Genomic DNA, 26200 nt, shown 5'->3' on the forward strand with positions numbered 1-26200 from the left:
ACGGCCCGCTCCGCCACCTCAGGACCGCCGCTGCCGCCCCGCCGCCAGGAACCGGTGCAGTGAGGCCGTCATCGCGGCGACGAAGGCGTCGCGGGTCCGGTCGTCGACCAGGTCGAGCGAGAGGTACGGATTGAGGTCCTCCAGCTCGACCAGCAGGAGGTCCCCCTCCCGGGTGCGGCAGGCGTCCACCCGCTGGATGCCGTGCGCCAGGCCGTTCCACTCGACGAAGCGCCGGGCGAAGGCGAGGTCGGCCTCCGTGGGGGCGTACGGTTCCAGCACCCAGCGACGGGCCGGGTCGGGGGCGTGCAGGGCGTACTGGAAGGCGTCGTCGACGTAGTAGAACGACACCTCGTAGCGGAAGTCCACGCGCGGCTGGACCAGGATCCCGTCGAAGGCGAGGCCGTCCAGCTCCTCCCGGGACACGAAGGCGAGGCCGAGGGAGTCCGCCCCGGCCTTCGGCTTGACCGCGTACGGGCCGCTGCCGGGCAGGCGGCCGAGATCCTCGGGCCGGTCGACGGTCGGGATGACCGGGTACCCGGCGCCGGTCAGGTCCAGCAGGTACTGCTTGCCGGCCATGTCGGCCCGGCCGGTGAGCGGGTTGTAGACCAGGGTGCGCTGCTCCAGGGCGCGGGCCCGGAAGGCGTCGTACGCGTCGCGGTAGTGCAGCACGGGGCCGCTGTTGCGGACCACGACGGCGTCGAAGCGGTCCATCAGCGCCGTCGCGTCGAGCGGATGACACAACGCGATGTCGAAGTCCGCGCGCAGCCGGGAGGACAGGAGGATGTCCTCGTCGCAGTAGCGCCGCCCGCGGGCCGGGTAGGCCAGGTCGGTCACGTACAGGAGGCTCGGGCGGGCGGGCATGGTCGTGCTCCTCGATCGGGGCCCACCATCCTGCCAGCCGGGCGGGGCGGACCCGCCGCGGGGCCGGGGCCCCTGCCCGCGCCGGGGCCGCCGCCCGACGGCACGGGACGGGGCCGCCGCACGGCGGGACGGGAGCACCCGGCGCGGTCGCCGGTCAGACGTTCTCGACCAGCGCCCCGGAGACGAGGCGGGCCACGGCGGCGACGAGCGCGTCGTCGGCGGGCGCCTCGCGGTCCCGCTTGGTCGTCAGGACGGACAGCACGACGGGCGTCCCGTCGGGCGTCCAGGCGGTCCCGGCGTCGTTGGCGGTCCCGTAGGAACCGGTACCGGTCTTGTCCGCGACGGTCCACCCGTCGGGCAGGCCCGCCCGGAAGCGGTGGGTGCTGGTGCTGGTGGCCAGCATCCAGCGCGTGAGCCTTCGCCGGTCCCCGGGGTCGAGTGCGTCACCGAGGGTCAGCCGGGAGTAGGTCCGGGCGATGGCGAGGGGGGTGGTGGTGTCGGTTCGCCGGTGCGGCTCGGCGGAGTTGAGGTGCGGTTCCCACCGGTCGAGGCGGGTGGTGCGGTCACCGGTGGAGCGGCAGAACCGGGTGATGGCGGTGGGACCGCCGAGTTCCTCCAGGAGCAGGTTGGCGGCCGCGTTGTCGCTGTGGGACACGGCGGCGGAGCACAGTTCCTCGACGGTCATGCCCCGGGCCACGTTCTCCGGCTTTCCGGTGATCGCGTCGTAGCCGGAGTCCTTCGCGTACCGGGCGGTGTAGTGGACGCGCTTGGCCAGGAACGCGCCGTCGTGGTCGAGGTCGCGCAGCACCGCGGCGGCGGCGAGCGTCTTGAACAGCGAGCACAGGGGGAAGCGCTCGGCGGCCCGGTACGCGACCGTCGAACCGGTCCGGACGTTGCCGGCGAACACGCCGATCCGCGCGGAGTGCAGCCGTTCGAGCTCGCGCAGCCGCCGGGAGACGTGGTGCCCCATGGGTAAGGCGGTGGCGTGGGCGGTGCCGCCGGTGGCCACGGACACCGCCGTGGCGGCGGCGATCCCGGCTCCCAGGCCGAGGGCCGTACGGCGTGTGCGGTGTGCGGGGGAGTCGTGCAAGGTCACTTCCCTCTCCGGGTGATCGTCATGACGTCGGTCATCACGCTCCGGGCCGGCGTGACGGTTCCGCAGGGCGCGGGGCGGACGGCGGAACCGGCCACTCACCGAGAGGGGGCCGCCGGGCATCGAGAACCGACCGGTCGCTATATTCCTCACGCGAACGGGCGTATGCGGGGGCGCTGCGGCGGCCCCGCCGGGAAGCGGGAAGAGAGAGCTCCACGATGGCCCCTCAGACGAAGGCGCGGGTACTGGTGGCCGGAGGCGGCCCGGTCGGCATGCTGGTCGCCGCCGAACTGGCCCTCCGGGGAACCGATGTCGTCCTTCTCGAACAGCGCACGACCGTGTCCGAGCGGCCCAAGGCGACCACGCTCCACGCCCGGACCGTGCAGTGCCTGGCCCGACGGGGCTACCTGCCGGCAGGGGGAACTCCCCACGCCGGACGGCCCGTTGACGACGGCGGCGAGACCGGCGGACCGAACGCCATGCCCTTCCACTTCGCCGGCATCCACGGCCTCACCATCACCGCGCCACCCACCGAACCCGTCCCCGTCCTCAAGACGCCGCAGGCCGAACTGGAGCGCCTCTTCGAGTCCCGGGCGCGCGCCGCCGGCGCCCGCGTGCTGCGCGGCCACGAGGTGGTGGGCCTCGAACGCACCCCGGAGGGTGTGCGGATCGACGCCCGGGGGCCGCGCGGGGACGTGGTCCTCCACGGGCGGTACGCGGTGGGCGCGGACGGCGCGCGCAGCACCGTACGGCGCCTGGCGGGGTTCGAGGCCGACACATGGCCGGCGACCGTCACCGCACTCATGGGACAGGTCCGGCTGGCCGACCCGGAGGCGCTGGCCCCGGGCTGGCAGCGCACCCCGCGCGGCTGGCTCGTCTCCAAGACGATGCCCGACGGCACCACCCACCTGCGCACCCTCAGCGGCGCCGGTCCCCTCGCCGACCGGGGACGGCCGCCGTCCCTGGAGGAGCTGGGCCGGGAGGCGTCGCGCATCGCCGGCCGGGAGATCCTCATGACCGAGGGCCGGTGGTTCAGCAGCTTCAGCGACTTCACCCGGCTGGTCCGCGCCTACCGGTCCGGTCCGGTGTTCCTCGCCGGTGACGCGGCGCACGTGCACTTCCCCGTCGGCGGCCAGGGATTGAGCACCGGGCTCCTCGACGCCCTCACCCTCGGGTGGATGCTCGCCCTCGCGGCCGCCGGCGACGCCGGGGACGACCTGCTCGACGGCTACGACGCGGAGCGCCGTCCCGCCGCCCGGCGCGTCATCGACAACACCCGCGCGCAGGTGGCCCTGATGCGCACCGACCCGGCACTCGACCCGCTGCGGGACTTGTTCACCGGCATGTTCGCGGCCGGCGGGGGCGACGACTGCTTCGGTGCGATGATCAGCGCCCAGGACACCGTGCTCCCGGCGCGATCGCGCTCCGCCCGGGAGGGCACCTTCCTCCGTAACACCGCCCTGGACACGGCGGACGGCCCGACGGACGTGATCCGCCTGCTGCGCGGCGGCGAGCCACTGTTGCTGCTCTTCGGCGAGGCGGGCGAGCGGCACGCCGGTCCGGCGCGTCCCTACGAGGACCGGCTCCGCGTGGTCCGCTGCGCGCCGGTACGGGACCTGGCGGACGAGGCCCTGCTCGTACGCCCCGACGGGTACGTCGGGTGGGCGCCGGACGGTGGCCCGCTCGGGGAGGTGCTCGCCCGGTACTTCGGCGGCGGGGCGGGGCGGACCGCCCGGGCGGACGCCCCGGCGGCGCGGGCCGGGCGGGGTCAGCCGACGGGCTGACGCTCCAGCACCCCGGAGGACGGGCCCGGGCCGGAGGAGGCGCCGGGAGCGGCCTCGGGGGAGGCGTCCAGCTCGCCCAGGACCACGGCCCCCCGGGTCCGCGTGATGTCGATCGAGGCGAGCACCGAGGAGAGCACCACCGTGGGCAGCAGGTGCCGCAGCAGCGCGCAGACCCGGTCCGGCAGGTCCTGGTAGTCGCTGATGGCCTGGGACATCGCCTGGATGCCGGCGAAGCTGCCGACCAGCACCTCGGCGGTCTCGGTCGGGACGACGTGGGGGAGCAGCTCGCCCTGGTCCCGTGCGTCGTGGAGCAGTTGGTCCATCACGCGGACCCAGCGCAGGAACGGCCCCGAGCGGTCCAGTTCGTGCGCCTGCTGGTCCAGCGAGAGGCGGACCCCGGCGCGGACCATGGGATCGGTCTGGAGTCGGTGGGCGTGCAGCATGACCACGTCCACCAACTCCTGCGTCCGGCAGGCCCGCCGGGGCGCCACCAGCCGCTGGTCCTGCTCCGCCAGCACCCCCTGGGCCAGATCGTCCTTGGACTGGAAGTGGAAGTACAGGGCACCCTTGGTGACCCCGGCCTCGGTGAGGATCTCGGAGATCGTGGCCGCTTGGTAACCACGCTGCTCGAACACCTTGGCCGCCGCGGACAGAATCGTCTGACGCGTACGGATGGCACGGTCCTGCTTCGCCACTCTCGCCTCCTCCACCAGCTCATCGCCTGGGGCTCTTCCCCAATAACAAACCGCTGGGTCTGTATATTACAGGTTTCTTCGCGCCGCGATCACGATCACGGTGTCCCCCGGTGACCGGGGGCGTCCCGCGACGGCCGCGGGCGAAGGGGCGGCCGGCGCTGATCGTTCCCGCGCTCACCGAGTGACCGGCACGGTACCGCCGAGCCGCACGGCGCGCAGCCCCCTTCGGGCGGTACGTCCCCGTGAGGGGGTCGCCGCCGGGGGGGCGTCGGAGTGGCCGGACGGGTGGGGCGGGCGGGTGCCGGGCGCGCCGGGGGCGGTGGGGACGCGGCGCCCACGGGGTCAGAGCGGTCGGGAGGCCGCCGTCACCGTGGCGGAGAAGACGTCCTCGCCCTCCTGGTGGCCGGTCACCCGCACCAGCCGGTGCCCCGCCGCGGTGGGCTCCGGCAGGACCTCCGCCCCGACCATGCAGGGCGTGTCCAGCTCGGCGTACCGGGTGAAACGGCCGGTCATGGCCAGCGGGAACGTACCGCCGTCGCCGAGCGCCGCGGCCGCCGCCTGCCTGGCCGCCTCCAGCAGGACCATCCCCGGGACGTGGTCGACCGGGTGGTCGAACAGCACATGGTGACGGCTGTCCGCGCGCAATTGCCAGCGGCTCTCCTCGCCGATGGGGGAGAGGACCACGTCCATGGGCGACGTCCGGCCGACGCTCTGCGGCGACGCGGGAGCGGTCAGGGGGATCGGCGGCCGCCCGTCGGCCGCCCCGCGGCCGGCCCGCAGCCGTCGGTAGACCGCCGGGGAGGTGCAGGTGTACGACGCGCTCCCGGTCACGGCCACCTGGCCGCCCCGCCTGATCACCGCCGTGTAGCGCAGACCGGTCAGGTTGTCGCCGCGCCGCTTGACCTCCGTGCACACCACGTCGATGTCCAGCGCGGCCGGGGCGTCACCGACCAGCACGTGCTCCGGGACGACGGTGTATTCCAGGTCCCACATCAGGAAATGGTGGCCGAACGGGACGCCGAACTCCGCGTGGGCGAGGAGCGATCCGATCTGACGGATCGTTTCCGCCGCCAGCAGCGGGTCGTGGTGACCGTCTATCGCGCTGAAGAAACTGTGCCCCCGCGGCCACTGGCCGGTCACATGGAAATGGGTGTCGTCCAGGCGCCGCCAGTCGGTGAGCATGACCTCGGCGACGGCGGCCCGGTGCACGAACTCCTTGGGCACGGTGGTGGTCAGGGAGGGGAAGCGGAAGGCCGGCGGGCAGTGGGCCGGGCCCGCCCCCCGGTCCTCCGCGAGCGGCGGGGCGCTCGGGGAGTGCTCCGTCCGGAACGTGCTCGTAGTCATGTTTCCCCCCAGGACGCACTCGGTGTACAGCGGGCCGAGACGTCCGCTGCTCTCCAGCCCCGAAGATACATACCAACCGGTTTAATTTCCACCTGCGTTTTCGCAACTGGCATGTGCGCCAAGCACGTTGGTCGCCCAAGACGGCCGAAAGACCGGCTGCATTTGTCTCGATCCCCATGCCGGGGCTCCGTCGGAGGTACGGAACGACAGGAGCACCGGACCACGAGGCCGCGGTCCGGCGCCCGGGCGGCCGTCATGTCCGCCAGGCCGTGAGCACCCTGTCGCGCAGCCACGCGTGCGCCGGATCGGCGTCGTTGCGCGGGTGCCAGGCCATCTCGAGCGTCAGCGGGGGCAGGTCCAGCGGCACCTCGAAGCCGTACAGCCCGAATGCCCGGGCGACCGGCTCGGTGGCGAGGCAGACGAAGTCGGCCTGACGGCACAGATGCAGCGCGGCGGACCAGCTCGGGACGACGGCGGCGACCCGGCGTCGCAGACCGAGGGCGGCGAGCGCCTCGTCCACCGGGCCCCGCACCCGGCCCCGCCGGGACACCCCGATGTGCTCGGCGGCGGCGAAACCGCGCACCGTGACCCGTTTCCGGGCGGCCAGGGGATGTTCGGGCCGGACGACCCCGAGCAGCCGCGCCTCGCCCAGGAGTTCGGTGCGGGTCTCGGGGTCCGGGTGCCCGATGACGCCGACCTCGAGGTCGACCCGCCCCTCGCGCAGCGCGGGGGTGCCCTCCAGGCTCTCCGGCAGGAACCGGAGCGTGACGCCCGGGGCCTCCCGTGCGACGGCACGGATGAGCCGGGCCGCGAACCCCGCGAGGAGCAGGTCGTTCGCCTGGACGGTGAACTCGCGCACGAGGGCCGCGGGATCGCTGACCGGCTCGGGCGCGAGCAGCCCGCGCGCCTGGCGCACGACCGCGCGCACCCGGGGCCGCAGCGCGACGGCACGGGGCGTGGGCACCAGATGACGTCCGGCCCGTACGAGGACGGGGTCGCCGAGCGCGGTACGGATGCGGCCCAGCGTGCGGCTCATCGCGGGAGCCGACACATGCAACCGGGCGGCGGCGCCGGTGACGCTCTCCTCCTCCAACAGGGCGTCCAGGGCGACCAGAAGGTTCAGGTCGAGCGACTCCAACGGTGTGACTCCCCCCACACGGACGACCGCGCCCGTCCGGCCCGGCCACCCCGATTGATCCGCACGCACATACTCATTGACATCAGTGCACTGGAGTCAATCCGCGACCCGCCGGAAGCTGGGCGCATGAACCCGACACACAACGACGTCCTGGCCGTGGTGAGCCAGAGCGGCCCCACGGTGACCTTCTTCGACACCCTGACGTACGACCGGCTGGGCGAGGTCGCCGTCCCCGCCGAACCGCACGAACTGTGCTTCGACACCGCCCGGCGGCGGTTGTACTGCACGATCACCTACCGCTCCGGCTACTACCACGCCAACAGCGGGCCGGCGCGCGAGATCGTCGTCATCGACCCCGATGAACGGCGGGTGACCGGAGTCGTCGGCCTCGCGCCGGAATGGGCGCCGCACGGCATCGCCCTCGACCCGGCCGGGGCCCTGCTGTGGGTGAGCGTCGAGGCGCACGGGGACGAGGAGGGGGCGCTCGTGGCACTGGACGCGGACACACTGCGCCCGGTGCGGCGCGTGGCGGTGGGCGCGCCCGGTCCCCACTGGTTCACCCTCACGCCCGACGGGAGCCACGCCTACACGGCGAACAAGGAGGCGCCGTTCGTGTCCGTCGTCGACGTACGGCGGGGAACGCTCGCCGGCCGGGTGGACATGCCGGGCGGCACCGAGGGCATCACGGTCTCCGGGGACGGGCGGCACGTGTACGCGGCCTCGCCCAAGGGGTCGCTCGACGGCGTCCCGGTCCGCGACGCGGGGGTGCGGGTCATCGACACGGCGACCGGCGAGGTCGTGCGGACCCTGCCCACGGACGGCGTCGTCTTCCCGGTGCACATGACCTCCACCGGGCTGCTGCTGGCCGGCGAACTGCGCATGGCGCCGGGCGGGTCGGAACCGGGTGGGGCGGCGCTGGGCGCGCAGGCCCCCGGCGTGCTGCACGTGCACGGTGACGCGGGCCGGCACGCCCGGATCCCCGTCGGTGCCTTCCCGCTGACGATCACGTCCTCACCGGACGGGCGGTACGCGTACGTCTCCGCCGTGGTGTCCAGCACGGTGACCGTGGTGGACCTGGTCTCGGAGTCCGTCGTGACGACGCTGACCGTGGCCAGGACCGGTGAACCGGGCGCCCACGGGCTGGCGTACGTGCCCGCCGCGCCCGCCCGCGCCGCCGCCTCCACCTGAGACCGGAGCGGTGGAGGGACGGTCGGCGGGCGGCCGCGACGGCGGCCGGAACGGTGCGCGGGCGCTCACCCGGCGGGCCAGGCCGCCAGCGCGTCGAGCACGGCCTCGGCCCGTGGCGTCAGCGGCTTCACGGCGAGGACCTGCGGCATGGCGCGCGTACCCCTGATCAGCTTGGCGTGGTCCGCGCTGGTGCCGTACTCCAGCACCTTGACGTCCGGGTCGGAGCAGGCGTGGGCGATCGGCAGGTGGTAACCGACCACCGAGTACATGGGCAGCCCGCGGCCGATCTCATAGTCGAACCCGGCGTGGAAGCCGTACAGCCGGTCCTCGTGGTGGAGCCACAGCGTCATGGCGAACAGCCGGCCCTCCAGTTCCGCGGTGAACACCGAGGCGGGCACGTGCTTCGCGATGGCCGCGAACCAGTCGGTCATCTGGTCGAGCGTGGACGACTGCTCGTACTTCCGCTCCAGGTTGTGCGCGAGCGCGGCGATCCGCTCGACGTTGGAGCCGTCCAGGGCGGTGTGGCCGGTGACGACGCCCGCCTCGGCGAACAGCCGCAGTTCCTTGCGGATCCGGACGCGCCGGCGGGACGGGAGCGCGGCGAGGTACGCCCCGTGGTCCCGGTGGTCGGAGTCGAGGACGTGCCGTGCGGGCGCGGGCAGTTCGCGGAAGCCCGCCCGCTCCAGGTCGGCGCGCAGAGCGGTGTCGCCGGCGTCGAGGAAGGGGAAGAAGACCGCCCGGCCGCCCCATCGCCGGCCGGTGGCCACGGCCTCGTCGATCAGGCCGCGGCGGGCCGTGGCGGCCTCCCGGGCGGTGGCACCGGGGCGGGTGAGGACGGTGGAGTTGAACCATCCGCCGCACATCAGGGAGGGCAGGAGGGCGTCCTCGAGCTCGCCGGCCGGCAGGTGACGGGCGCCGGGCAGTTCCCGCACCATCTTGTCCAGGCGGCAGGTGTCGTCGTCGACCGCGCGGTCGAACGCCAGCACCGTGAGGCCCGCGGTGAGGTCGTCGTCCTCGCCGGCGACGAGGCACCCGTGGGCGGCGGGCACCCAGGGCCCCACCCGGTCCTGTTCCACCGCCAGCCACCGGGGCGTGCAGAACAGGTCGGCCGGGCCGCACAGGGCCGCCCAGGAAGGCAGGGCGGCGGCCCGCGCGAGGTCCAGGATCCGGGGCTCACGCATCGCCGCGCCCCTGGTCCTCACCGCGCAGGGTGCCGGTGAACCAGGACGCCACCTCGACGAGGCGGGCCCGGGCGGCCTCCTCGGTGGGCGCGTGGACGAGGGCCTTGGCGGCCAGGAGGTGGGAGGCCTGGCGCATGTCGTCGACCACGTCACCCTCCTTCGCCCACAACTGCGCCTCCACCACCCCGGGCCTGGCCTCGATGTCCCCCCGGGTGGGGAGGTTGCGGAGGGGCCCCGGCGGCGCGGTGAGGTTCGCCCAGCCGAAGGAGCCGGGACGCGGCTCCCCCGGGCCGGCCGGGGCGGGGGAGGGGACGTCCAGGACGGCCGCGGCCCACTCGTCGTACAGGTCGGTGCCGTACTTGCCGCGTACGGCCTCCAGGATCATCCCGCCGCCGATACGGCCCGCGCACTCGCTGAAGGTGAGGACGCCGTCGTCGTGGAAGGCCTCCAGGTGGAAGACCCCGTCGGTGTGGTCCAGCGCGGTCAGGGCCCGCTCGGTCAGACGGGTGGCGGCGTCGGTCAGCCCGCGCTCCGTGACGTCGTCCAGCGTGGCGGAGGCGACGAGACGGCCGTGGTGGACCTCGACGACGTTGTGCAGGTACCGGCTGACCGAGGCCAGGACGAGCTTCCCGTCGCGCACGGCCCCGTCGACGTGCAGTTCCTCGCCGGGCACGAACGCCTCGACCAGCCACGGGCCGACGGCACCGCCGGCCTGTTCGGCCAGGGTGTCCAGCGTGGCGGCCATCTCCTGCCGGTCCCGCACCACATGGGTGTGCTGGGAGCCGGCGCCGGCGGGCGGTTTGACGACGAACGGCAGGCCGATGCCGTGCGAGGAGACGGCCCGTTCCACCGCCGCCAGGTCCGGCACGCGCACGCACGCGGCGACCGGCAGGCCGGCCCGGCGCACCAGCCTCTTCTGGGCGGCCTTGTCGCGCAAGGACAGCGCACCGGCGACGGGGACCGCACGCCGGCAGCCGAGGTTGCCGAGGACGGCCGCGGTGACGATCGCGAACTCGTCCTCGGAGCACACGGTCCAGAACCGGTCGGGCGCCAGACCCAGTTCGTCCAGCGCGCCGAGCACGCTCTCGGGACTCGTGTGGTCGCCGGCCACGGCCAGCGGGCCGTCGAAGCCCTCCTCGGTCGGCTTGAACCGATCGGACGACGACACGACACAGGCCACCCGCGCGCCGAGACGCCTCAGCGCCTCGACGGCCTCTCGCTGCCACCCCAGATAGAGAATGTCGTGCTCCGCGCCGGTCGGGCGCGGTGAGAACTCGTTCGCCACCTGCTCGTCCCCCCTCGGAATTTCGCCAAGCAGTCCGCATTACGCGCTGGCCGGAAAGATACGACCCCCCTGGCCGACGTACAGCGAGGCTTCCATAGGTGCTTTGCCTGTGGCAACATCACTCTCGCTCGAACGCATGCGTACCACTGGTATCTTCACGACACGGGGGACTTCGCGTGATGTGTTTCCGTGCGCGGCACACCGCGGACACGGCCGGCTTACGAGTGAGTGCGTCAGCATGACGCCACCGCAGGGTTCAGTGGATTCTCCGAATCCGGTCGTCACGTACCGACAGGTCCTCGCAAGCCGTAACGTTCCACAACTCCTGCTCGCGGCATCCCTGTCCCGACTGGCGCACGGGATGCTGCTGTTCGTCATCGTGCTGTACGCGCTCGCCGAATTCGACTCGGCCTCGGTCGCCGGAATGAGCGGCTTCTTCCTGACCCTCCCGGGGTTCCTCATCAGCCCCGTGGCCGGCGCCGTTCTCGACCGGTTCGGCGCGCTGCGGGCGGTGGCCCTGGACACCGCGGCCAGCGGACTGATCATCGGCGCCATCGCGGTGTTCTCCCTGGCCGACCGGCTGACGCCGGTCATCCTCTACGTCCTGCTGACGCTGTTCTCCCTGACCAGCCCGCTGACCGACGGGGGCATCCGGACGCTGTTCCCGCAGTTCGTCCCGGATTCCGCGTACGACCGGGCCAACGCGCTGGACCTGAGCACCTATTCGGTGATCGAGGTGGGCGGGCCGCTGGTCGCCGGCACCCTCTTCGCCGGACTCGGGGCCAACCCGACGCTGATCACCGTGGCCGCCATGTACGGGCTCGCCGGGCTCAGCCTGGCCCTGCTGCGCGCGGGCACGTCGGCCGGGGCGGGGACCGCCGCCAAGGTCGCGTCCCCGGGCGCCGCGTCCGGCGCGGCCGACACGACCGGACCACGGCCGCACCTGCTGCGCTCGGCCTGGGAGGGCGTCGTCTACCTCCTGCGCAACGCCACCCTGCGCGGACTCGCGGTCTCCTACTCCCTGTTCCAGGTGTCGTACGGGATGCTGGTCCTCATCGTCCCGGTCGCCATCGCGCGGTGGGGCGCCGAGGGGGACGCGTCGAGCCGCTGGGTGGGCGTGGTGTGGGCCGTCGCCGGGCTGTGCGGCGGCATGGGCGCGCTCGTGGCCGGCAAACTCGTCCGCGCCGGGGTCGAACGCCGCTACCTGGTGGGCGCGACCGCGCTCGCGGCCGTCGCGATCTTCCCCCTCAGCGCGCTGGGCTCGCTCGTCGCCCTCACCGCCGGACTGGCCGCGTTCGGCCTGATGGAGGGGACGGTCAACGTCAGCCTGCTCTCCCTGCGGCAACGGCGCACCGACCCGGGCTGGCTGGGCCGCATCATGACCGTCTCCATCAGCGTCAACCTGATCGGGTTCCCCATCGGCACCGCGGCGGGCGGCTTCCTGGTGGGTGCCACCTCGCCGCAGAACGCCCTGGCCGTCGCGGCGGTGCTCACGGTGGCCTCCGCGCTCTGCGCCCGGCTGCTCGTACCGAAGGAGGCGTGATGGCGCTGAGGCCGGCCGCCACCCGGTACGGCAGCGGCCCCCTGCTGGTGTGCCACCCCGGCGGGCCGGGCATGCACCCGCACTACCTGGACCCCCTGGCCGCCCTCGCCGCCCCGGGCGGCCGGACGGTGGCCGTGGTCCACCCGCGCGGTACGGGGGACAGCCCGCGCCCCGGGGGTCCGGACGCCTACCGGCCGGAGCGGTACGCGGAGGACCTGGTGGCCTGGATCGAGCGGGAGGCGGGCGGACGGCCCGTCGACCTGCTGGGCCATTCGCACGGCGGGGTGGTCGCCACCCTGGTCGCCGCGGACCGCCCCGACCTCGTCCGCAGCCTGGTGCTGCTGGCGACACCCGCGTACGGCGGCGACGAGGCCGAGGCCGTGGCGGAGGCGTTCCAGCAGGCCCGGCGCGCGGAGCCGGCGGTGGCCGGGGCGCTGGAGGTGCTCGCCGCGCAGGGGGACGAGTACCCCCCGGACGACGCCGCCCTCGGCCGGCTCATCGCCGACGTCATCCCGCTGTGGGTGGGGCCCATGACACCGGCGGTACGCGCCTGGCAGGCACGGCTCGCCGGGTGGCCGGCGAACACCGACGCGCTGCGCCACTTCAACGAAGCCGTGTTCCCCCGCCTGGACGCGGTGATGGAGCGGGCCGCCGACGTGGTCCGTCCCACCCTCGTCATCGCGGGGGACCTGGACGGCTGGGCCGGCCCCGACCATGTCGCACGCCTCGCCCGGTCCGTCGCCCGCGGCACGCCCGAAGTCGTCGCCGGCGCCGGGCACATGTGCCACGCCGATGCCACCGAAGCCGTCACGACGGCGATCCGGCAATTCCTGGACCGCAAGTCCGCAATTCACGTATGATAGGAAAGAACGGGGGAAAGGCCGCGGACCGGCGGCGGGGGAAATAATCAGCATCATTGCTTTTCGTTCACCGACCTTCACATGAACGAGTCTTGCCCGCTCCCTTTTTCCTGCCCATTGACGGGCGGCCGGGAGTTTGTTCCGGAAATTCCGACGGTATTTCGACGGTAGTCCGCCGGTAGTCCGCCGGTGGCAAGGCTGCGCTTTTCCTGTCGCCATGCGGGCATGCCCGGTTCTCCTTCCGGGAGGCATGGCACGCCCGTCCGCGCCCGGCCGTGGCGACGATGTTCCGACCATCGCGAGAAAGCGAAAGGAAGCATCCCTTGAGCGTGCAACAGGACTGGGAAGAAGACGACTCGGGCGAGTTCATCGAGCTGGGCGAGTACTTCGTCCCGGAACGCGACGTGCAGATGGACGTCGTCACCTCGCTCGTCCCGGAGCCCGAGGGCCCGGCGCAGATCCTGGACCTGTGCTGTGGCCAGGGCCGGCTGAGCGGGGCGCTCCTCGCCGCCTTCCCGCAGGCCACCGTGGTGGGACTGGACCTGAGCCCCACCATGCTGGGCACCGCGCAGCGGGAACTGTCCTCCTACGGCCCCCGCTTCGTCACCGAGAAGTTCGACCTCGCCGCCAAGGACTGGCGCACCCGGGAACAGGCACCGGCCGCGGTCGTGTCCTCGCTGGCCGTCCACCACCTGGACGGTGACGGCAAACGCGAGCTGTTCACCGATGTGTTCGCCATGCTGCGCCCCGGCGGAGCCCTCGTCATCGCCGACCTCGTCCAGCCCGTCGCCGAGCGAGGCCTCGCCCTCGCCCGCCGGATGTGGAACGAGTCGGTCCAGGCGCAGAGCCTGGCCGGGACGGGCGGTCTCGAACCGTACGAGCGGTTCCACGCGCTGGAGTGGAGCTGCTACGAGTACCCCGACGAACTCGACAAGCCCTCCCCGCTCTTCGACCAGCTCGGCTGGCTCCGCGACGCCGGGTTCACCGACGTCGACGTCCACTGGATGAAGGCCGGCCACGCCATCTACGGCGGCGTGAAGCCCCGGAAGTGAGGACAACCACCGTGCACCGCGAGCACACCCTGCTGGTCTTCGGCAACTTCGTCAACGAGCTGATGGTCACCGTCCCCGTGCACCGCCACGCCGACGCGCTCGTCGCCGTCTCGCCGCGCAAGATCTGGCTCACCCAGCCCGGCGACGTCCTCGTCACCCCCCGGCCCATGTCGGAACCGCTGCGCGACTACGCCTGCGACCTGCTCGGCTTCTCCCCCTCGGACGTCACGCTGCTGGACGCCCCCACGGACGGCCTGGCGACACTGACCGCCGCAGTCCGCCGCAACGGCCTGGTGGAGCGGCTGCGTTCGGAGGTGCGGCAGCGGCCCGGCATCCGGATGCAGGCCTTCGCCCAGGACCGCCCCGCCGTCGAGTTCGCGGCGGAGATCGGCGTACCCGTGGAGGGGTACGGGCCGGACGGCGTGCCCGCGAGCGCCGTGGAAGCCGCGTACCGGATCAACACCAAGCCCGGCTTCCGGCAGCTCGCCGGCGACCTCGGCATCAGGGTCGCCGACGGGCTCACCTGCGACACCCCCGAGGAACTGGCCGCCGGCCTGCGTAAGGTCCTCGCCGAGAAGGGCGCGGCGGTCGTGAAGCCCGCACGCGGCTCCAACGGCTACGGCGTCGGCTTCTGGGACGCGGCGGACCTGCCCGAGCTGGACGCCAAGCTCGCCGCCTACCTCCCGACGGTCGCCGAGCAGCCCCCCGGATGGGTGGTCGAGGAACGGCTCGACTTCGCCCGGGTGGTGACGGTCGAGATGGAGGTGTACGAGGACGGCCCCCGCGTCATGCACGTCGGGGAGATGCGCACCCCCAACGGCAGCTTCAGCGGGCAGGTCACACCGCTGGTGGCGAGCAGCTCGGCGGTGGAGGAACTGGTCGAGGGCGGGCTGGCGCTGGGCCGCCACCTCCACGCGGAGGGCTACCGAGGCCCCTTCGACATCGACGGCGGCATCACCGCGGACGACGTGCTCTACTCCACCGAGAGCAACGTCCGGAAGACCGGCTGCACCTACCTGGACCTGCTCGTCCGGCGGCTGCTCGGCACGGAGCGGGCGGCCAGGGCCGTATGGGCGGCCGACTCCCGGCCCGGCGGGGTCGAGCGGGACTTCGCCGCCGGCCTCGCGCGGGTCCGCCGGGCGGGCCTCGACTTCACCGCCGGCGCGCGGGAAGGCGTGGTCCTCACCTCCGACACGCTCGCCTTCGACGGCAAGTGGCGCTACCTGGTCCTGGCCGAGAGCCACAGCCGGGTGGACGAACTGGAGTCCGGTCTCGCCGACGTGCTGAAGCTGTCGTGATCCCGTGCTGACCAAGGGGATCGACGTACGCGCCAGCCGCACCCACAACGTGGGACTGTTCGCCACCGAGCCCATCCCGGCCGGGACCGCCGTCTGGGCACCCTGCACCAAATGCTCCCGCTGGTCGAAGGAGGAGGTCGCGGCCCTGCCCGAGGCGCGCTTCACGGCGCTCGACACCTACGGGCACCTGCTGCGGGACGGCAGCCTGCTCCTGCCCTGCCTCGGCGCCTACCTGATGAACCACTCCTGCGACGCCAACGTCCTCGACCTCGGTCTGGACTTCGGCATCGCCGTACGGGACATCGCCCCCGGCGAAGAGGTCACGTGCGACTACGCGACCTTCGTCGAGGACGCCGGCTGGAGCATGCGGTGCCTGTGCCGCGGCCCGGACTGCCGGGGAACGGTCACGACGGACCAGGGCACCGACCCCGCCGTCACCGGACGCTGGAAGGACCGGGTGGAGGCGGCCCTGCGGCAGCTCCCCGAGGTGGACCAGCCGCTGCACGACGTGCTCACCACCCTGAGCGAACCCTACGGCCGGGCGCTGCGCGGAATGAGCACCCTGGACCAGGTGTCCAGCGGCGCGAGCGTGTGCGCGCCCTCCTTCGTGCGCTGACCGCCCGGCCGGCCGGCTCCGGACGCACGGCCACCCGTGCCGGCGCCCGGGGCCACGGCCCGGCTCCCGCACGCCCCGCGGCACCGGCGGCCGCGGGGCGTGGGGCGGCAGCGGAGCGGCAGCGCCGGTACGGGGTGGCGAGGGCCCGCCAGGGCCCGTACCCCCACCGTCCCGCCCCCGGCACCGACGTGGAACCGACCGAGAGGATTGGCATGTCCGACGGCCTGCTACAGCCGTACTCCTACCGCCGCACGGAGGCCGAGGAACCCGACTGGCGGCGCTTACCCGGGTGGCGCGAGGCCACCGAGGAGGAATGGAACTCGCCCCAGTGGCAGCGAGCCCACTGCGTGAAGAACCTCCGCCAACTGCGCGCCGTCACCGGCGACCTGCTGGACGACACCTTCTTCGCCGACCTGGAGCGCGACCAGCGCGAGCGTGCGACCATGTCGCTGCTCATCACCCCGCACATGATCAACACCATCGCGCCGCACGCACCGTCCGGGCGGCCGGGGTCGCTGACCGACGCCTACTACGCCGACCCGGTCCGCCGCTACATGCTGCCGGTGTTCTCCGACCGCCGGACCGACTTCCCCTCCCACCCCTACGCCGACCGCGACTCGCTGCACGAGCGGGACATGTGGGTCACCGAGGGGCTGACACACCGCTACCCCACCAAGGTGCTGGCGGAACTGGTGACGACCTGCCCGCAGTACTGCGGGCACTGCACCCGCATGGACCTCGTGGGCAACTCCACCCCCCAGGTCGGCAAGACCCGCTTCGTGCTCAAGCCCGAGGCACGGCTCCAAGCCATGATCGACTACCTGCGGAAGACCCCGAGCGTGCGGGACGTGGTGGTCTCCGGGGGCGACATCGCCAACGTGCCGTGGCCCCGGGTCGAGGCGTTCGTCGACGCGCTGCTGGAGATCGAGTCCGTACGGGACGTACGGCTGGCCAGCAAGGGCCTGATCGGGCTCCCGCAGTACTGGACCGACGCAGCCGTCCTGGCCGGTGTGGCACGGCTGTCGGAGACGGCCCGCGCGCGGGGCGTACAGATCGCGCTGCACACCCACGCCAACGCCGAGCAGCAGATCACCCGCAGCGTCGCCCACGCCTCACGGCTGCTCCTGGACGCCGGCCTGCGCGACGTCCGCAACCAGGCCGTCCTGCTGCGGACCGTCAACGACACCCCGAGGGCCCTGCTGGACCTGTGCTTCGCCCTGCTCGACCGCGCCGGGATCATGCCCTACTACTTCTACATGTGCGACATGATCCCGTACAGCGAGCACTGGCGGACGTCGGTCGCCGAGGCGCAGGAACTCCAGCACGCCATCATGGGCTACCTCCCCGGCTTCGCGACCCCGCGCATCGTCTGTGACGTGCCCTTCGTGGGGAAGCGCTGGGTCCACCAGCTCACCGACTACGACCGGGTGCACGGCATCTCCTACTGGTCGAAGAACTACCGCACCCACCTCGACCCGGGCGAGGCCGACGACCTGTCACGGCTCTACGAGTACTACGACCCGGTGTACACCCTGCCGGACGAGGGCCGCGAGTGGTGGCGGTCGCACGCCCTCGACAGCTCCGCCCCCGGCGCGCCCGCCCCCCGCGTCGCCACCCCGGGGCCCCGCTTCTCCGCCGTGCGATGAGGCCCTCCGCCCCGCGCGCCGCGACCCCCCACCGGTGGACCGGCGCAGTCACTGATCCCTTCATCGTCACCCGAAAGAGAGGCCCGGACATGGGACACAACCGTCCCGACCGCCCCGTGGCGCACTACCGGTGCATCGGGGTCGGAGTGGGGCCGGCGAACCTGAGCCTGGCATCCCTCCTGCACACGCCCGCCGAGGTGTCCAACCTCTTCCTCGACCGGAAACCGGCCTTCGGCTGGCACGACGGACAGCAGATCGCCGGCACGACCCTGCAAGTGTCGCTGTTCAAGGACCTGGTCAGCCTCGCCGACCCGACCAACCCCTTCTCGTTCCTCGCCTATCTGCACGACCAGGGCCGCGCCTACCACTTCATCAACGCGCAGTTCACCGCCGTGCCCCGGCAGGAGTTCCGCGACTACCTGGCCTGGGCCTGCGCCCGCAACGACAACATCGTCTTCGGCGAGGAGGTGCGGGAGGTCGGCTTCGACGACGGCGTGTTCCGCGTACGCACCGACCGGCGCACCCTGACCGCCGACAACGTCGTGCTCGGCGTCGGCAGCCGCCCCTACGTACCGCCCCAGGCGTCACCCCGACCGGAACCCACCCAGTTCCACGTCAGCGAGTTCACCACCCGGGCACGCGACATGGGCGGCAAGCGGATCGTGGTCGTCGGCGGCGGGCAGTCCGGCGCGGAGGCCTTCCTGGACCTCATCTCCCGGCCCGGCGACGCGCTGCCCCGGCGGGTGTCCTGGATCTCCCGCCGCCGCAACTACTTCCCGATCGACGACTCGCCCTTCACCAACGACTTCTACATGCCCTGCCACTCCGACTACTTCTACGGCCTGCCCGTGGACGCGCGGAAGGCCTTCAACGCCGAGCAGGTGCTGAGCAGCGACGGGATCTCCCCCCACACCCTGCGGGCCATCTACCAGCAGATGTACGTCCACCGCTTCGTCGACGGACTGCCCGACCTGGTGCGGCTCCACCCCAACCGCGAGGTCGTCGAGGTCGGCCGGGGCATCGGAGACACCTGGGACATCGCGACACGGCACAACGAGCAGCCCGGGGAACTGGAGCGGCACGAAGCGGACGTGGTCGTCTGGGCGACCGGCTTCCGGCCCGCCCCCACCGACTTCCTCGCACCCATCGCCGACCGGCTGGAGCGCGAGGACGGCGAACTGCGCGTCGACCAGGACTTCGCCGTACGGTGGGACGGCCCGCCGGACCGCAACATCTTCGTCCAGAACGCGGTCCGTCAGCAGCGCGGACTGGCCGACCCCAACCTGAGCCTCAACGCCTGGCGCAGCCGGCGCATCGCGGACCGGCTGCGCGGGGTGCGCAGCGACGACCCGCTGGCCTCGTTCATCGAGTGGTCGACGAAGACCGGCCCCAAGAACGCGTGGCTCCCGTGACGGCGCCCACCGGCCCGGTGCTCCCGGCCGTGGGCGGGGACGCGGACGCGGTCGTGGACAGCGGCCCGGACGCGGCCGTGGACAGGGGCGGGGACACGGACGTGGACGTGGTGGTCGTCGGGGCCGGGGTCATCGGCTGCATGACCGCCCACGAGGTCGTGACCCGCCGCCCCGGCACCTCCGTCGTGGTCCTGGACCAGGACACCATCGGCTCCGGCGCCAGCCACCGCTCGGCCGGCCTGCACTTCCCCCGCGGCGCCACCGAACGGGTGCGCCGCATGGCCGCCCGCAGCCAGGACGCCTACGCCGCGCTGCTCGCCCGCTACCCCGACCTGCCCGTCCGTCCCCTGCCCATGACCGTCGTCGCCTCCGCGGACCGCGCGGCGGAACTGCACGCGGCCTACCTCCCGAGCGCCCGCCTCCGGCCCGTGGCCGGCCCGCCCGACGACCGGGTCCTCCTCCCGCCCGGCACCGCGGCCTGGCAGGGCGACGGCTGCCAGTACGCCGACGTCCCCGCGCTGACCCAGCTCCTCGCCCGGCGGCTGCGCGGCCGGGCCGCCTTCCACGAGGGCGTGCGCGTGACCGGCGTACACCCCGGCGAGAAGGCCGTCGAGATCGACCTGAGCACCGGCCGGACCCTCACGGCGCAGCGGGTGCTCCTCGCCCCCGGCCCCTGGCTCGACGCCCCCGCCTGGCAGGGGCTCGTGGCACCGCTGGGCGCCCGGGTGAAGAAGATCGTGGCGATGCACGTCGACGTCCCGCCGCGCGACGGCGACCACGCGATCGTCTTCCACGACGAGGACGCGTTCCTGCTGCCCCTGCACCACCGCGGACACTGGCTGTTCAGCTACACCTGCCCCGAGTGGGACGTCGACCCCCGGTCGGTGACGCAGGGCGTCTCGGCGCGGAACCTCGCCGAGGCCCGGGCCGTACTGGGCCGCTACGCGCCCGCCCTGGTCGGCGACTGCGTCTCGGGGCGGGTCTTCTGCGACGCGTACGGCCCCGCCCGTGAACCGCTCGTGACCGCGCTCGACCCGCACGGGCGCCTGGTGTTCGCGGGCGCGGCGGGCGGCTCGGGCTACCGGCTCGCACCCGCCATCGCCGAAGAGGCCGCCGATCTGCTCGATCCCGCGCATCCAGCACAGGAGGACCAGAGGTGATCATCAACAGGTACGACCCGGACGCGCTGCACGAGGCGTTCGGCATCGACATGAGCTCCGTCGAGGGCCTGGGCGTGGGAGCCGGCTGGGGGCGGGTCGCCCCGGGCCGCAGCTCCGACAGCCACCACCACGACGAGACCGAGCTGTTCGTCGTCGTCGCCGGCAGCGGCGAGTTCGTGGCCGGCACCGAGCGGTACGCCGCCGAGCCCGGCACGGTGGCGCTGTTCGAACCCTTCGAGTCCCACGTCCTGCACAACACCGGCACCACCGACCTGGTCTTCCTCACCCAGTACTGGCGGGACGCCGAGCGCGCGATGGCCTCCGCCCGCTCCACCGCCCGCAAGGGCTTCGGCGACCGGCCGGTCTTCGTCTTCTCCACCCCGCCCACCCCCAACGGCGATCTGCACCTCGGGCACCTGTCCGGGCCGTACCTGGGGGCTGACGCCTTCGTGCGCTTCCAGCGGATGAACGGCACCCGGGCCTGGCACCTGACCGGCAGCGACGACTACCAGAGCTACGTCCTGGGCGCCGCCCGCAAGGAGGGCGGGGACCCCGCCGGCACGGCGGCCCACTACAGCGCCGAGATCGCCGAGACGCTGCGGCTCATGGACATCGAGCCGGACCAGTACACGGTGACGAGCACCGACCCGCGCTACCCGGACGGCCTGCGGGAGTACTTCTCCCGGCTCGTCGCCTCGGGACCGGTCACCCCCACGGCCGGAGAGGGGCTCTTCGACGCGGAAGGCGGCCAGTACCTCTACGAGGTGGACGTCACCGGCACCTGCCCCCACTGCGCGGCCGCCACCGGTGGCAACCTGTGCGAGGAGTGCGGTGAGCCCAACGTGGTCAGCGACCTGAAGGACCCCCGGTCCTCGCTGTCACCGGCCGCCCCCCGCCGCGAGCCGGTCACCCGTCTGTCCCTGCCCCTCCACGAGTTCGCCGACGTGGTCCGCGAACACCACGGCCAGGGACGCGTCCCGGCCCGGCTGGCCGAACTCGCCCACCGCCTGTTCACCCGCCCCGCCCTCGACATCCCGCTGACCCACCCCTCCACCTGGGGCGTCACCCCCGCCGAGGACACCACCGACGGCCAGGTCATCTGGGTGTGGCCCGAGATGGCGTACGGCTTCCTCCACGGCATCCAGGCCCTGGGGGCCCGCAACGGCGAGGACTGGCGGGCGCTGGACCCCCGGGCGGACTGGAAGATCGTCCACTTCTTCGGTTACGACAACAGCTTCTACCACTCGGTGCTCTACCCGGTCCTCTACAAGCTCGCCTTCCCGGAGTGGGCCCCCGACATCGACTACCACGTCAACGAGTTCTACCTGCTGGAGGGCGACAAGTTCTCCACCAGCCGCCGCCACGCCATCTGGGGCAAGGAGATCCTCGGGCCCGACAGCGTGGACGCGGTCCGGTACTTCCTCGCCCGCACCCGCCCGGAGGGCGAACGCACCGACTTCCGGCGCGCCGCCTACGACTCCGTACTCCGGGACACCCTCATCGGCACCTGGCAGGAGTGGCTCAACGACCTGGGGCGCCGCGTCGACGCCCACCACCAGGGCACCGCCCCGGACGCCGGCAACTGGACCCCCGAGCACTCGGCCTTCCTCGGCAGGCTCGGCAACCGCCTGGCGGCCCTCACCGCCGCGCTCGGCCCCGACGGGTTCTCCCTCCGGCAGGCCGCCGCCGAACTGGACGGCATCGTCCAGGACGCGGCCACCTTCGGGCGCCACCAGGCACTCCTCGCGGGCAACCGGGCGTGGCAGGACGAGAACCGCACCGCGGTCGCCCTCGAACTGGCCGCCGCCCGCCTGCTCGCCACCGCGGCCACCCCGCTGATGCCCCGCTTCGCCTCCCGGCTCGCCACGGCCCTGGGCCTGCCGCGGCCCGAGGCGTGGCCGGACACCGTCGAACTCCTCCCGCCCGGAAGCGCCGTCGGCCTCGCGTCCGCCGTCTTCTTCCGGCCCACCCCGGAGACACCCGCCACGGTGTAGCCCCGCCGCCCCGCGCGCCCGGAGCCCCGCCTCCCCCCGCCGGCACACCACCGGCGACACGGGGGCGCGGGGCTCCACCACGACCGTGCAGTCAGAAGCGGTCGGTGCCGAACACGTTCCGCGCCGCCGCCACGAGTTCCCGGCGGGCCGCGATGTGGTTCTCCTTACGTGTCTCCCGGTCGCGGGCGGCGGCCTCCCACTGATGTCGCGTCATGTCGAGGAGGAGAGCCGTGTGGTCGTCGTCGAACCCGGGCAGGCCGCCGAGAGCCTGCTCCGCTTCCACGTACGAGGAAGACGCCGCCCGCTGCGCGGGAGCGACCTGCGGGTCCACCTCCCAGAGGGTCTCGACCGCCTCCCGCGCCCGGACCGCTGCCGCTTCCCCCTGCTTCGCGCGCCTCTGGAGCTCCTTCCAGGCGCGCCTCGCGGGTGCGGCGCGCTGAGCCGTCCAGTACATGCGCCCCACGGCCTTGCGGACGTCGTCGATGGGAACGAGAAGCGCCGCCGGCGCCGCCAGTTCGGCCTCCGCGTGGGCGAGCGTGAACGCGTGCCAGCGCCGCCGGGTCTCGGGTACGGAGTCGGTGCTGTAAAGCTGGTCCGCGGCCTCCATGCATTCGCTGGCGGCTCGCAGGTAGGCCGCCAGCAGCGACCAGCGACGGTCGTAGAGGGCTTGGTGGTGGGTGGCCTCCGCCGCTATCTGCGCGGCCTGCTGGGCGGCCCTGGCCTGGGCCTGACCACCACGTGCCTGGACCCATCCGCCGAGCACCGTACCGAGAGCCGTGCCGCCCACGGCGATGGCGCCGATCAACGCCGAAGTGATACTGGCGTCCATGCCAAACCCCCCTGAAACCCGTCGTCCGTGTAGGTGGCCGTCCACCTGCCGCCACCCGGTATCCGGCGAACGACCCTAGCCGGGCCCCGCGCCCACGCCGACGCGCGTCACCCGACCGCTGGACCGCGTTCTACGGTGTCGCGTGTGACAACAGTGAACCCGAGCGTCGACGCGCTCCTCGCCGACATACCCGCCCTCACGCCCTACGCCCGCAAGGCCACCCTGCTCCGCCCGCGGGCGGGCCGGCCCACCGTGCTCGACAGCCACGTGGGCGGCCCGCTGCTGTGGCCGGCCGAGGAGGAATGGCCGGTGTGCCGGGGCCCGCACATGGTCGAGGTACGGGAGAAGCTCTCCGAGCAGGAGCGCGAAGCCTGGCAGCGGACGGACCGCGCCATGCGCGACCGACGGGCGGGCAAGCCGAACGCCGCGTACGAACTCACCCACGAGGAGGCCGCGCTCCAGTCCCGCATCATGGACGGCGCCGGCGCGCTCGACATGCGCACCTGGGAGCGGATCCGCCGGGTGCCGGTCCCCGCCGTGCCGGGAGTGCCGATGGTCGCGGTGCTCCAGCTCCGCGCGCAGGACGCCCCCACCCTCGACTGGCCGGAGGGCATGGACGTGCTGCAGGTCCTGTGGTGCCCGCAGGAGCACTCCGCCCTGCCCGGGCAGTCGCACTACTGGGGACCCGCCGTCGAGATGCGCCACCGCGCGGCGGCGCGGGCCGCCACCCTGGCGCAGCCCCCCGCGCCGGGCGACGCCGTGGCGGGGTACGTGCCGCGGCCCTGCCTCCTCGACCCGGTCGAGGTGACCGACCTGCCCGACCAGGACGAACTCCCGGACGAGCTGGTGGCCGAGGCCGAGGCCTGGGCGGAGGACCGCGACGCCGAGTACCACCGCGTCCTCTCCTGCCAGGAGGGGTGGAAGGCCGGTGGCTGGCCCAGCTGGCACCTGACGGACCTGATGCGGGTCGACTGCCCGGCCTGCGGCGCACGGAGCCGGCTGTTCCTGACCTTCGACAGCGGCCACGACCCGGACCTCAACGTCGGGCGGTTCGGTGAACTGCGCGTCTTCACCTGCCCGGTGGACGCCGGTCACCCGTTCCGCCTGAACATCCAGTAGCGTCCGGTCGCCGGATCGAGCCCTCGGCCCCGGACGTACGGCGGTCGCCGCGAGGCCCGTGAGGACGACGGCCGAAAGGCAGGCCGGTGCGGAGGAGAATCGCTCCATGCGCATTCTGATCATCACCGCCGGGTCACGGGGAGACGTCGCACCCTTCACCGGTCTGGGGCGGCGCCTGCTGGACGCGGGGCATCAGGTCGCCGTGGCCGCCCACACCGAGTTCGCCGCGCTGCTCGGCGGATGCGGCCTCGACCACCGGCCCGTGCCGGGAGACCCGCGGGAGCTGATCCGGTCCTGGTCCCGGGCCGCCTCACGGGACGAGGTCCGGGCGCTCACGAGGGCGTACGCGGACGGGCTCGCCGACGGTGTGGCGGATGCCGTGGCGGGCGGAGCCGACCTCCTGCTCACCGCTTTCGGGCCGGCACCGCTCAGCCTGGCGGCCGGCGAAGCGTTCGGCGTCCCGGTCATCGGCACCTACCTCACACCGGCGTTCGCCACCCGGCACTTCCCGCTGCCCGGCGCGCACCGCACCGGCGACCCGGGGCCGGAGGGCAACCTCGCCGCAGGCCGCGACGTGCTGAAGCGCGCCGAAGGGGTCTTCGCGGGCGCCGTGACCCGCCTGCGCGCCCGCCTCGGGCTGCCCCCCGGCGCGCCCTCGGCCGTGGGGGACCTCCGGCCGGTCTTCCACGGCTTCAGCCCGCTGGTGGTGCCCCGCCCCGACGACTGGCCGTCCCGGGTCGACGTGTCGGGCTACTGGTGGCCCGCGCGGCCGGCCGGCCGCCAGCCCCCGGGCGAACTGGCCGACTTCCTCCAGGCGGGTCCACCCCCGGTGTTCATCGGGTTCGGCAGCATGGCCCCGGGGGAGGGCGAACGGCTCAGTGAGCTGGTGGGCACGGCCGTGAAGCGGGCGCGGGTGCGCGCCGTGGTGCAGGCGGGGTGGGCCGGACTGAGCGGCCGCGGCGACGACGTCCTGGCCGTCGGCGACGTCCCGCACGACTGGCTGTTCCCCCGTACCGCGGCCGTCGTCCACCACGCCGGAGCCGGTACCACTGCCGCGGGGCTGCGGGCCGGAGTACCCGCCGTGCCCGTACCCGTCATGGCCGACCAGCCGTTCTGGGCCTCCCGGCTCCATCGGCTGGGAGTCGCCCCCCGATCCGTGCCGTTCCAGGACCTCACCGCCGAAGCCCTCGGCGACGCCGTCACCGCCTGTCTGGCCGAGCCGGCCCTTCGCCGGCGCGCGGCCGAACTCGCCGACGGGATCGCCGCGGAGGACGGCGCCGCTCCGCTGCTCGCCCGGATCGCCGCCATGGAGTGAGCCCGATGAGCGGCTCAGCGGCACAGCGCCATGATCGGGACGCCCGGCGGCCCGGGACGCCGGCGCCCCGGGGCGTGACGCCCGGCGATCACGGTCAGGCGAGGGTGGCGACGCCGATGCCGATGGCGATGAACAGCCATCCGGTGGTCAGCTCCCAGCGGTGGCGGATCGTGGGCCGGGCGAGCAGGGAGCGCAGGCGGGCGGCGACGAGGACCAGGCCGAACCAGTAGACGACGCCGATGACGACGTCCAGGATCCCGAGGAAGAAGATCTGCCGGGTCAGGGAACCGCCGCCGTTGACGAACTGCGGCAGGATGCTGAGGAAGAACAGGGCCGCCTTGGGGTTGAGGACGTTGGTCAGGAAGCCCTGGGTGAAGCCCGACCGCCGACGGCTCCGGGTTGCCCCCTCCTCCTCGGCCGGGGGCGCGGGCTCCGCCGGAGTGCCCGGCACCGGCCCGTCCCCGTGCCGCCGTTCGCGCGCGGCCCGGTGCGCGGCGAGCACCGCCCGTACGCCCAGGCAGACCAGGTAGGCCGCCCCCAGCAGCTTGATGGCGTCGTACACCGCGGGAGAACGGGCGGCGACCACCGACAGCCCGACGGCGGCCGCCAGCATGTGCACGCACAGGCCGGCCTGGGCGCCCAGCGCCGCGGCCCGCCCCTTCGAGGGGTGTTCGGCGGCCGATCGCACCACCACCAGGAAGTCCGGGCCGGGGACCACGTAGGCCACCACCACGACGCCGAGGAAGCCGGCGAGGTCGACCGACATGCGCTCTCCTCCCTCCGCCCC

Annotated in this window: 22 protein-coding genes; 13 read left to right on the forward strand and 9 right to left on the reverse strand. The window is 73.4% G+C overall.

The window, feature by feature from the left end:
• Positions 1 to 18 precede the first annotated feature (18 nt).
• Both ACF068_RS10670 and bla read right to left on the reverse strand, forming a co-directional pair.
• The gene (locus tag ACF068_RS10670) at positions 19 to 861 is read right to left on the reverse strand and encodes a hypothetical protein (protein WP_392273812.1); all 843 of its coding nucleotides are present in this window, start codon (positions 859 to 861) and stop codon (positions 19 to 21) included.
• Positions 862 to 1015: 154 nt separating this feature from the next.
• Positions 1016 to 1951, reverse strand: a complete 936-nt coding sequence (gene bla, locus ACF068_RS10675; protein ID WP_392273813.1) for a class A beta-lactamase — start codon at positions 1949 to 1951, stop codon at positions 1016 to 1018.
• 221 nt (positions 1952 to 2172) lie between these two features.
• Between bla and ACF068_RS10680 the strand changes: the two genes are divergently transcribed.
• On the forward strand, positions 2173 to 3738 hold the full coding sequence (locus ACF068_RS10680; RefSeq protein ID WP_392273814.1) for an FAD-dependent monooxygenase: 1566 nt from the start codon (positions 2173 to 2175) through the stop codon (positions 3736 to 3738).
• Here the strand turns inward: ACF068_RS10680 and ACF068_RS10685 are convergent.
• The 3 genes from ACF068_RS10685 to ACF068_RS10695 all read right to left on the reverse strand — a co-directional run bounded on the left by ACF068_RS10685 (position 3723) and on the right by ACF068_RS10695 (position 6915).
• On the reverse strand, positions 3723 to 4433 hold the full coding sequence (locus ACF068_RS10685; RefSeq protein WP_392273815.1) for a ScbR family autoregulator-binding transcription factor: 711 nt from the start codon (positions 4431 to 4433) through the stop codon (positions 3723 to 3725). The genes ACF068_RS10680 and ACF068_RS10685 overlap by 16 nt on opposite strands.
• A 342-nt stretch (positions 4434 to 4775) precedes the next feature.
• Positions 4776 to 5777 (reverse strand): ScbA/BarX family gamma-butyrolactone biosynthesis protein, encoded by a 1002-nt coding sequence (locus ACF068_RS10690; RefSeq protein ID WP_392273816.1) that lies wholly within the window; start codon positions 5775 to 5777, stop codon positions 4776 to 4778.
• A 253-nt stretch (positions 5778 to 6030) separates the two neighbouring features.
• Positions 6031 to 6915: a LysR family transcriptional regulator gene (locus tag ACF068_RS10695; RefSeq protein WP_392273817.1), complete on the reverse strand. Its 885-nt coding sequence runs from the start codon at positions 6913 to 6915 to the stop codon at positions 6031 to 6033.
• 126 nt (positions 6916 to 7041) lie between these two features.
• Between ACF068_RS10695 and ACF068_RS10700 the strand changes: the two genes are divergently transcribed.
• Entirely contained in the window at positions 7042 to 8103 is a 1062-nt protein-coding gene (locus ACF068_RS10700) for a YncE family protein (protein ID WP_392273818.1), read from the forward strand.
• Between the two features lie 65 nt (positions 8104 to 8168).
• On the opposite strand, the gene ACF068_RS10705 is transcribed toward ACF068_RS10700, so the two are convergent.
• Both ACF068_RS10705 and ACF068_RS10710 read right to left on the reverse strand, forming a co-directional pair.
• Positions 8169 to 9284, reverse strand: a complete 1116-nt coding sequence (locus tag ACF068_RS10705; protein WP_392273819.1) for a GNAT family N-acetyltransferase — start codon at positions 9282 to 9284, stop codon at positions 8169 to 8171.
• On the reverse strand, positions 9277 to 10569 hold the full coding sequence (locus tag ACF068_RS10710; RefSeq protein ID WP_392273820.1) for an acetyl-CoA carboxylase biotin carboxylase subunit family protein: 1293 nt from the start codon (positions 10567 to 10569) through the stop codon (positions 9277 to 9279). The genes ACF068_RS10705 and ACF068_RS10710 overlap by 8 nt, the downstream gene beginning before the upstream one ends.
• A gap of 238 nt (positions 10570 to 10807) precedes the next feature.
• On the opposite strand from ACF068_RS10710, the gene ACF068_RS10715 reads away from it, so the two are divergent.
• From ACF068_RS10715 to ACF068_RS10755, 9 genes are all read left to right on the forward strand, one after another.
• The gene (locus ACF068_RS10715; protein WP_392273821.1) at positions 10808 to 12112 is read left to right on the forward strand and encodes an MFS transporter; all 1305 of its coding nucleotides are present in this window, start codon (positions 10808 to 10810) and stop codon (positions 12110 to 12112) included.
• Positions 12112 to 12972, forward strand: coding sequence for an alpha/beta fold hydrolase (locus ACF068_RS10720; RefSeq protein WP_392273822.1), 861 nt, complete (start codon positions 12112 to 12114; stop codon positions 12970 to 12972). The genes ACF068_RS10715 and ACF068_RS10720 overlap by 1 nt, the downstream gene beginning before the upstream one ends.
• 329 nt (positions 12973 to 13301) lie before the next feature.
• Entirely contained in the window at positions 13302 to 14024 is a 723-nt protein-coding gene (locus ACF068_RS10725; protein ID WP_392273873.1) for a class I SAM-dependent methyltransferase, read from the forward strand.
• Positions 14025 to 14035: 11 nt separating this feature from the next.
• Positions 14036 to 15322, forward strand: a complete 1287-nt coding sequence (locus ACF068_RS10730) for a peptide ligase PGM1-related protein (protein ID WP_392273823.1) — start codon at positions 14036 to 14038, stop codon at positions 15320 to 15322.
• 4 nt (positions 15323 to 15326) lie between these two features.
• Positions 15327 to 15938, forward strand: coding sequence for an SET domain-containing protein (locus ACF068_RS10735; RefSeq protein ID WP_392273824.1), 612 nt, complete (start codon positions 15327 to 15329; stop codon positions 15936 to 15938).
• Between the two features lie 212 nt (positions 15939 to 16150).
• On the forward strand, positions 16151 to 17584 hold the full coding sequence (locus tag ACF068_RS10740) for a KamA family radical SAM protein (protein ID WP_392273825.1): 1434 nt from the start codon (positions 16151 to 16153) through the stop codon (positions 17582 to 17584).
• 89 nt (positions 17585 to 17673) lie between these two features.
• Positions 17674 to 18996 (forward strand): lysine N(6)-hydroxylase/L-ornithine N(5)-oxygenase family protein, encoded by a 1323-nt coding sequence (locus ACF068_RS10745; RefSeq protein ID WP_392273826.1) that lies wholly within the window; start codon positions 17674 to 17676, stop codon positions 18994 to 18996.
• A 107-nt stretch (positions 18997 to 19103) separates the two neighbouring features.
• A complete protein-coding gene (locus tag ACF068_RS10750; RefSeq protein WP_392273874.1) occupies positions 19104 to 20156 on the forward strand; it encodes an NAD(P)/FAD-dependent oxidoreductase in 1053 nt (350 codons plus the stop codon).
• Positions 20153 to 22150, forward strand: a complete 1998-nt coding sequence (locus ACF068_RS10755; protein WP_392273827.1) for a class I tRNA ligase family protein — start codon at positions 20153 to 20155, stop codon at positions 22148 to 22150. The genes ACF068_RS10750 and ACF068_RS10755 overlap by 4 nt, the downstream gene beginning before the upstream one ends.
• Before the next feature lie 91 nt (positions 22151 to 22241).
• Here the strand turns inward: ACF068_RS10755 and ACF068_RS10760 are convergent, their stop codons facing one another.
• Positions 22242 to 22979 (reverse strand): hypothetical protein, encoded by a 738-nt coding sequence (locus ACF068_RS10760; protein ID WP_392273828.1) that lies wholly within the window; start codon positions 22977 to 22979, stop codon positions 22242 to 22244.
• Between the two features lie 144 nt (positions 22980 to 23123).
• Between ACF068_RS10760 and ACF068_RS10765 the strand changes: the two genes are divergently transcribed.
• Positions 23124 to 24098 carry a hypothetical protein gene (locus ACF068_RS10765; protein ID WP_392273829.1) on the forward strand — a complete coding sequence of 325 codons (975 nt, stop codon included), beginning with the start codon at positions 23124 to 23126 and terminating at the stop codon, positions 24096 to 24098.
• Positions 24099 to 24204: 106 nt separating this feature from the next.
• On the forward strand, positions 24205 to 25413 hold the full coding sequence (locus ACF068_RS10770) for a glycosyltransferase (RefSeq protein ID WP_392273830.1): 1209 nt from the start codon (positions 24205 to 24207) through the stop codon (positions 25411 to 25413).
• A gap of 94 nt (positions 25414 to 25507) precedes the next feature.
• Here ACF068_RS10770 and ACF068_RS10775 read toward each other — a convergent pair whose 3' ends face one another.
• Positions 25508 to 26179, reverse strand: a complete 672-nt coding sequence (locus ACF068_RS10775; protein ID WP_392273831.1) for a LysE family translocator — start codon at positions 26177 to 26179, stop codon at positions 25508 to 25510.
• Positions 26180 to 26200 lie beyond the last annotated feature (21 nt).

Origin of the sequence: Streptomyces sp. NPDC016309, assembly GCF_043077235.1 — a bacterium.
GTDB lineage: Bacteria > Actinomycetota > Actinomycetes > Streptomycetales > Streptomycetaceae > Streptomyces.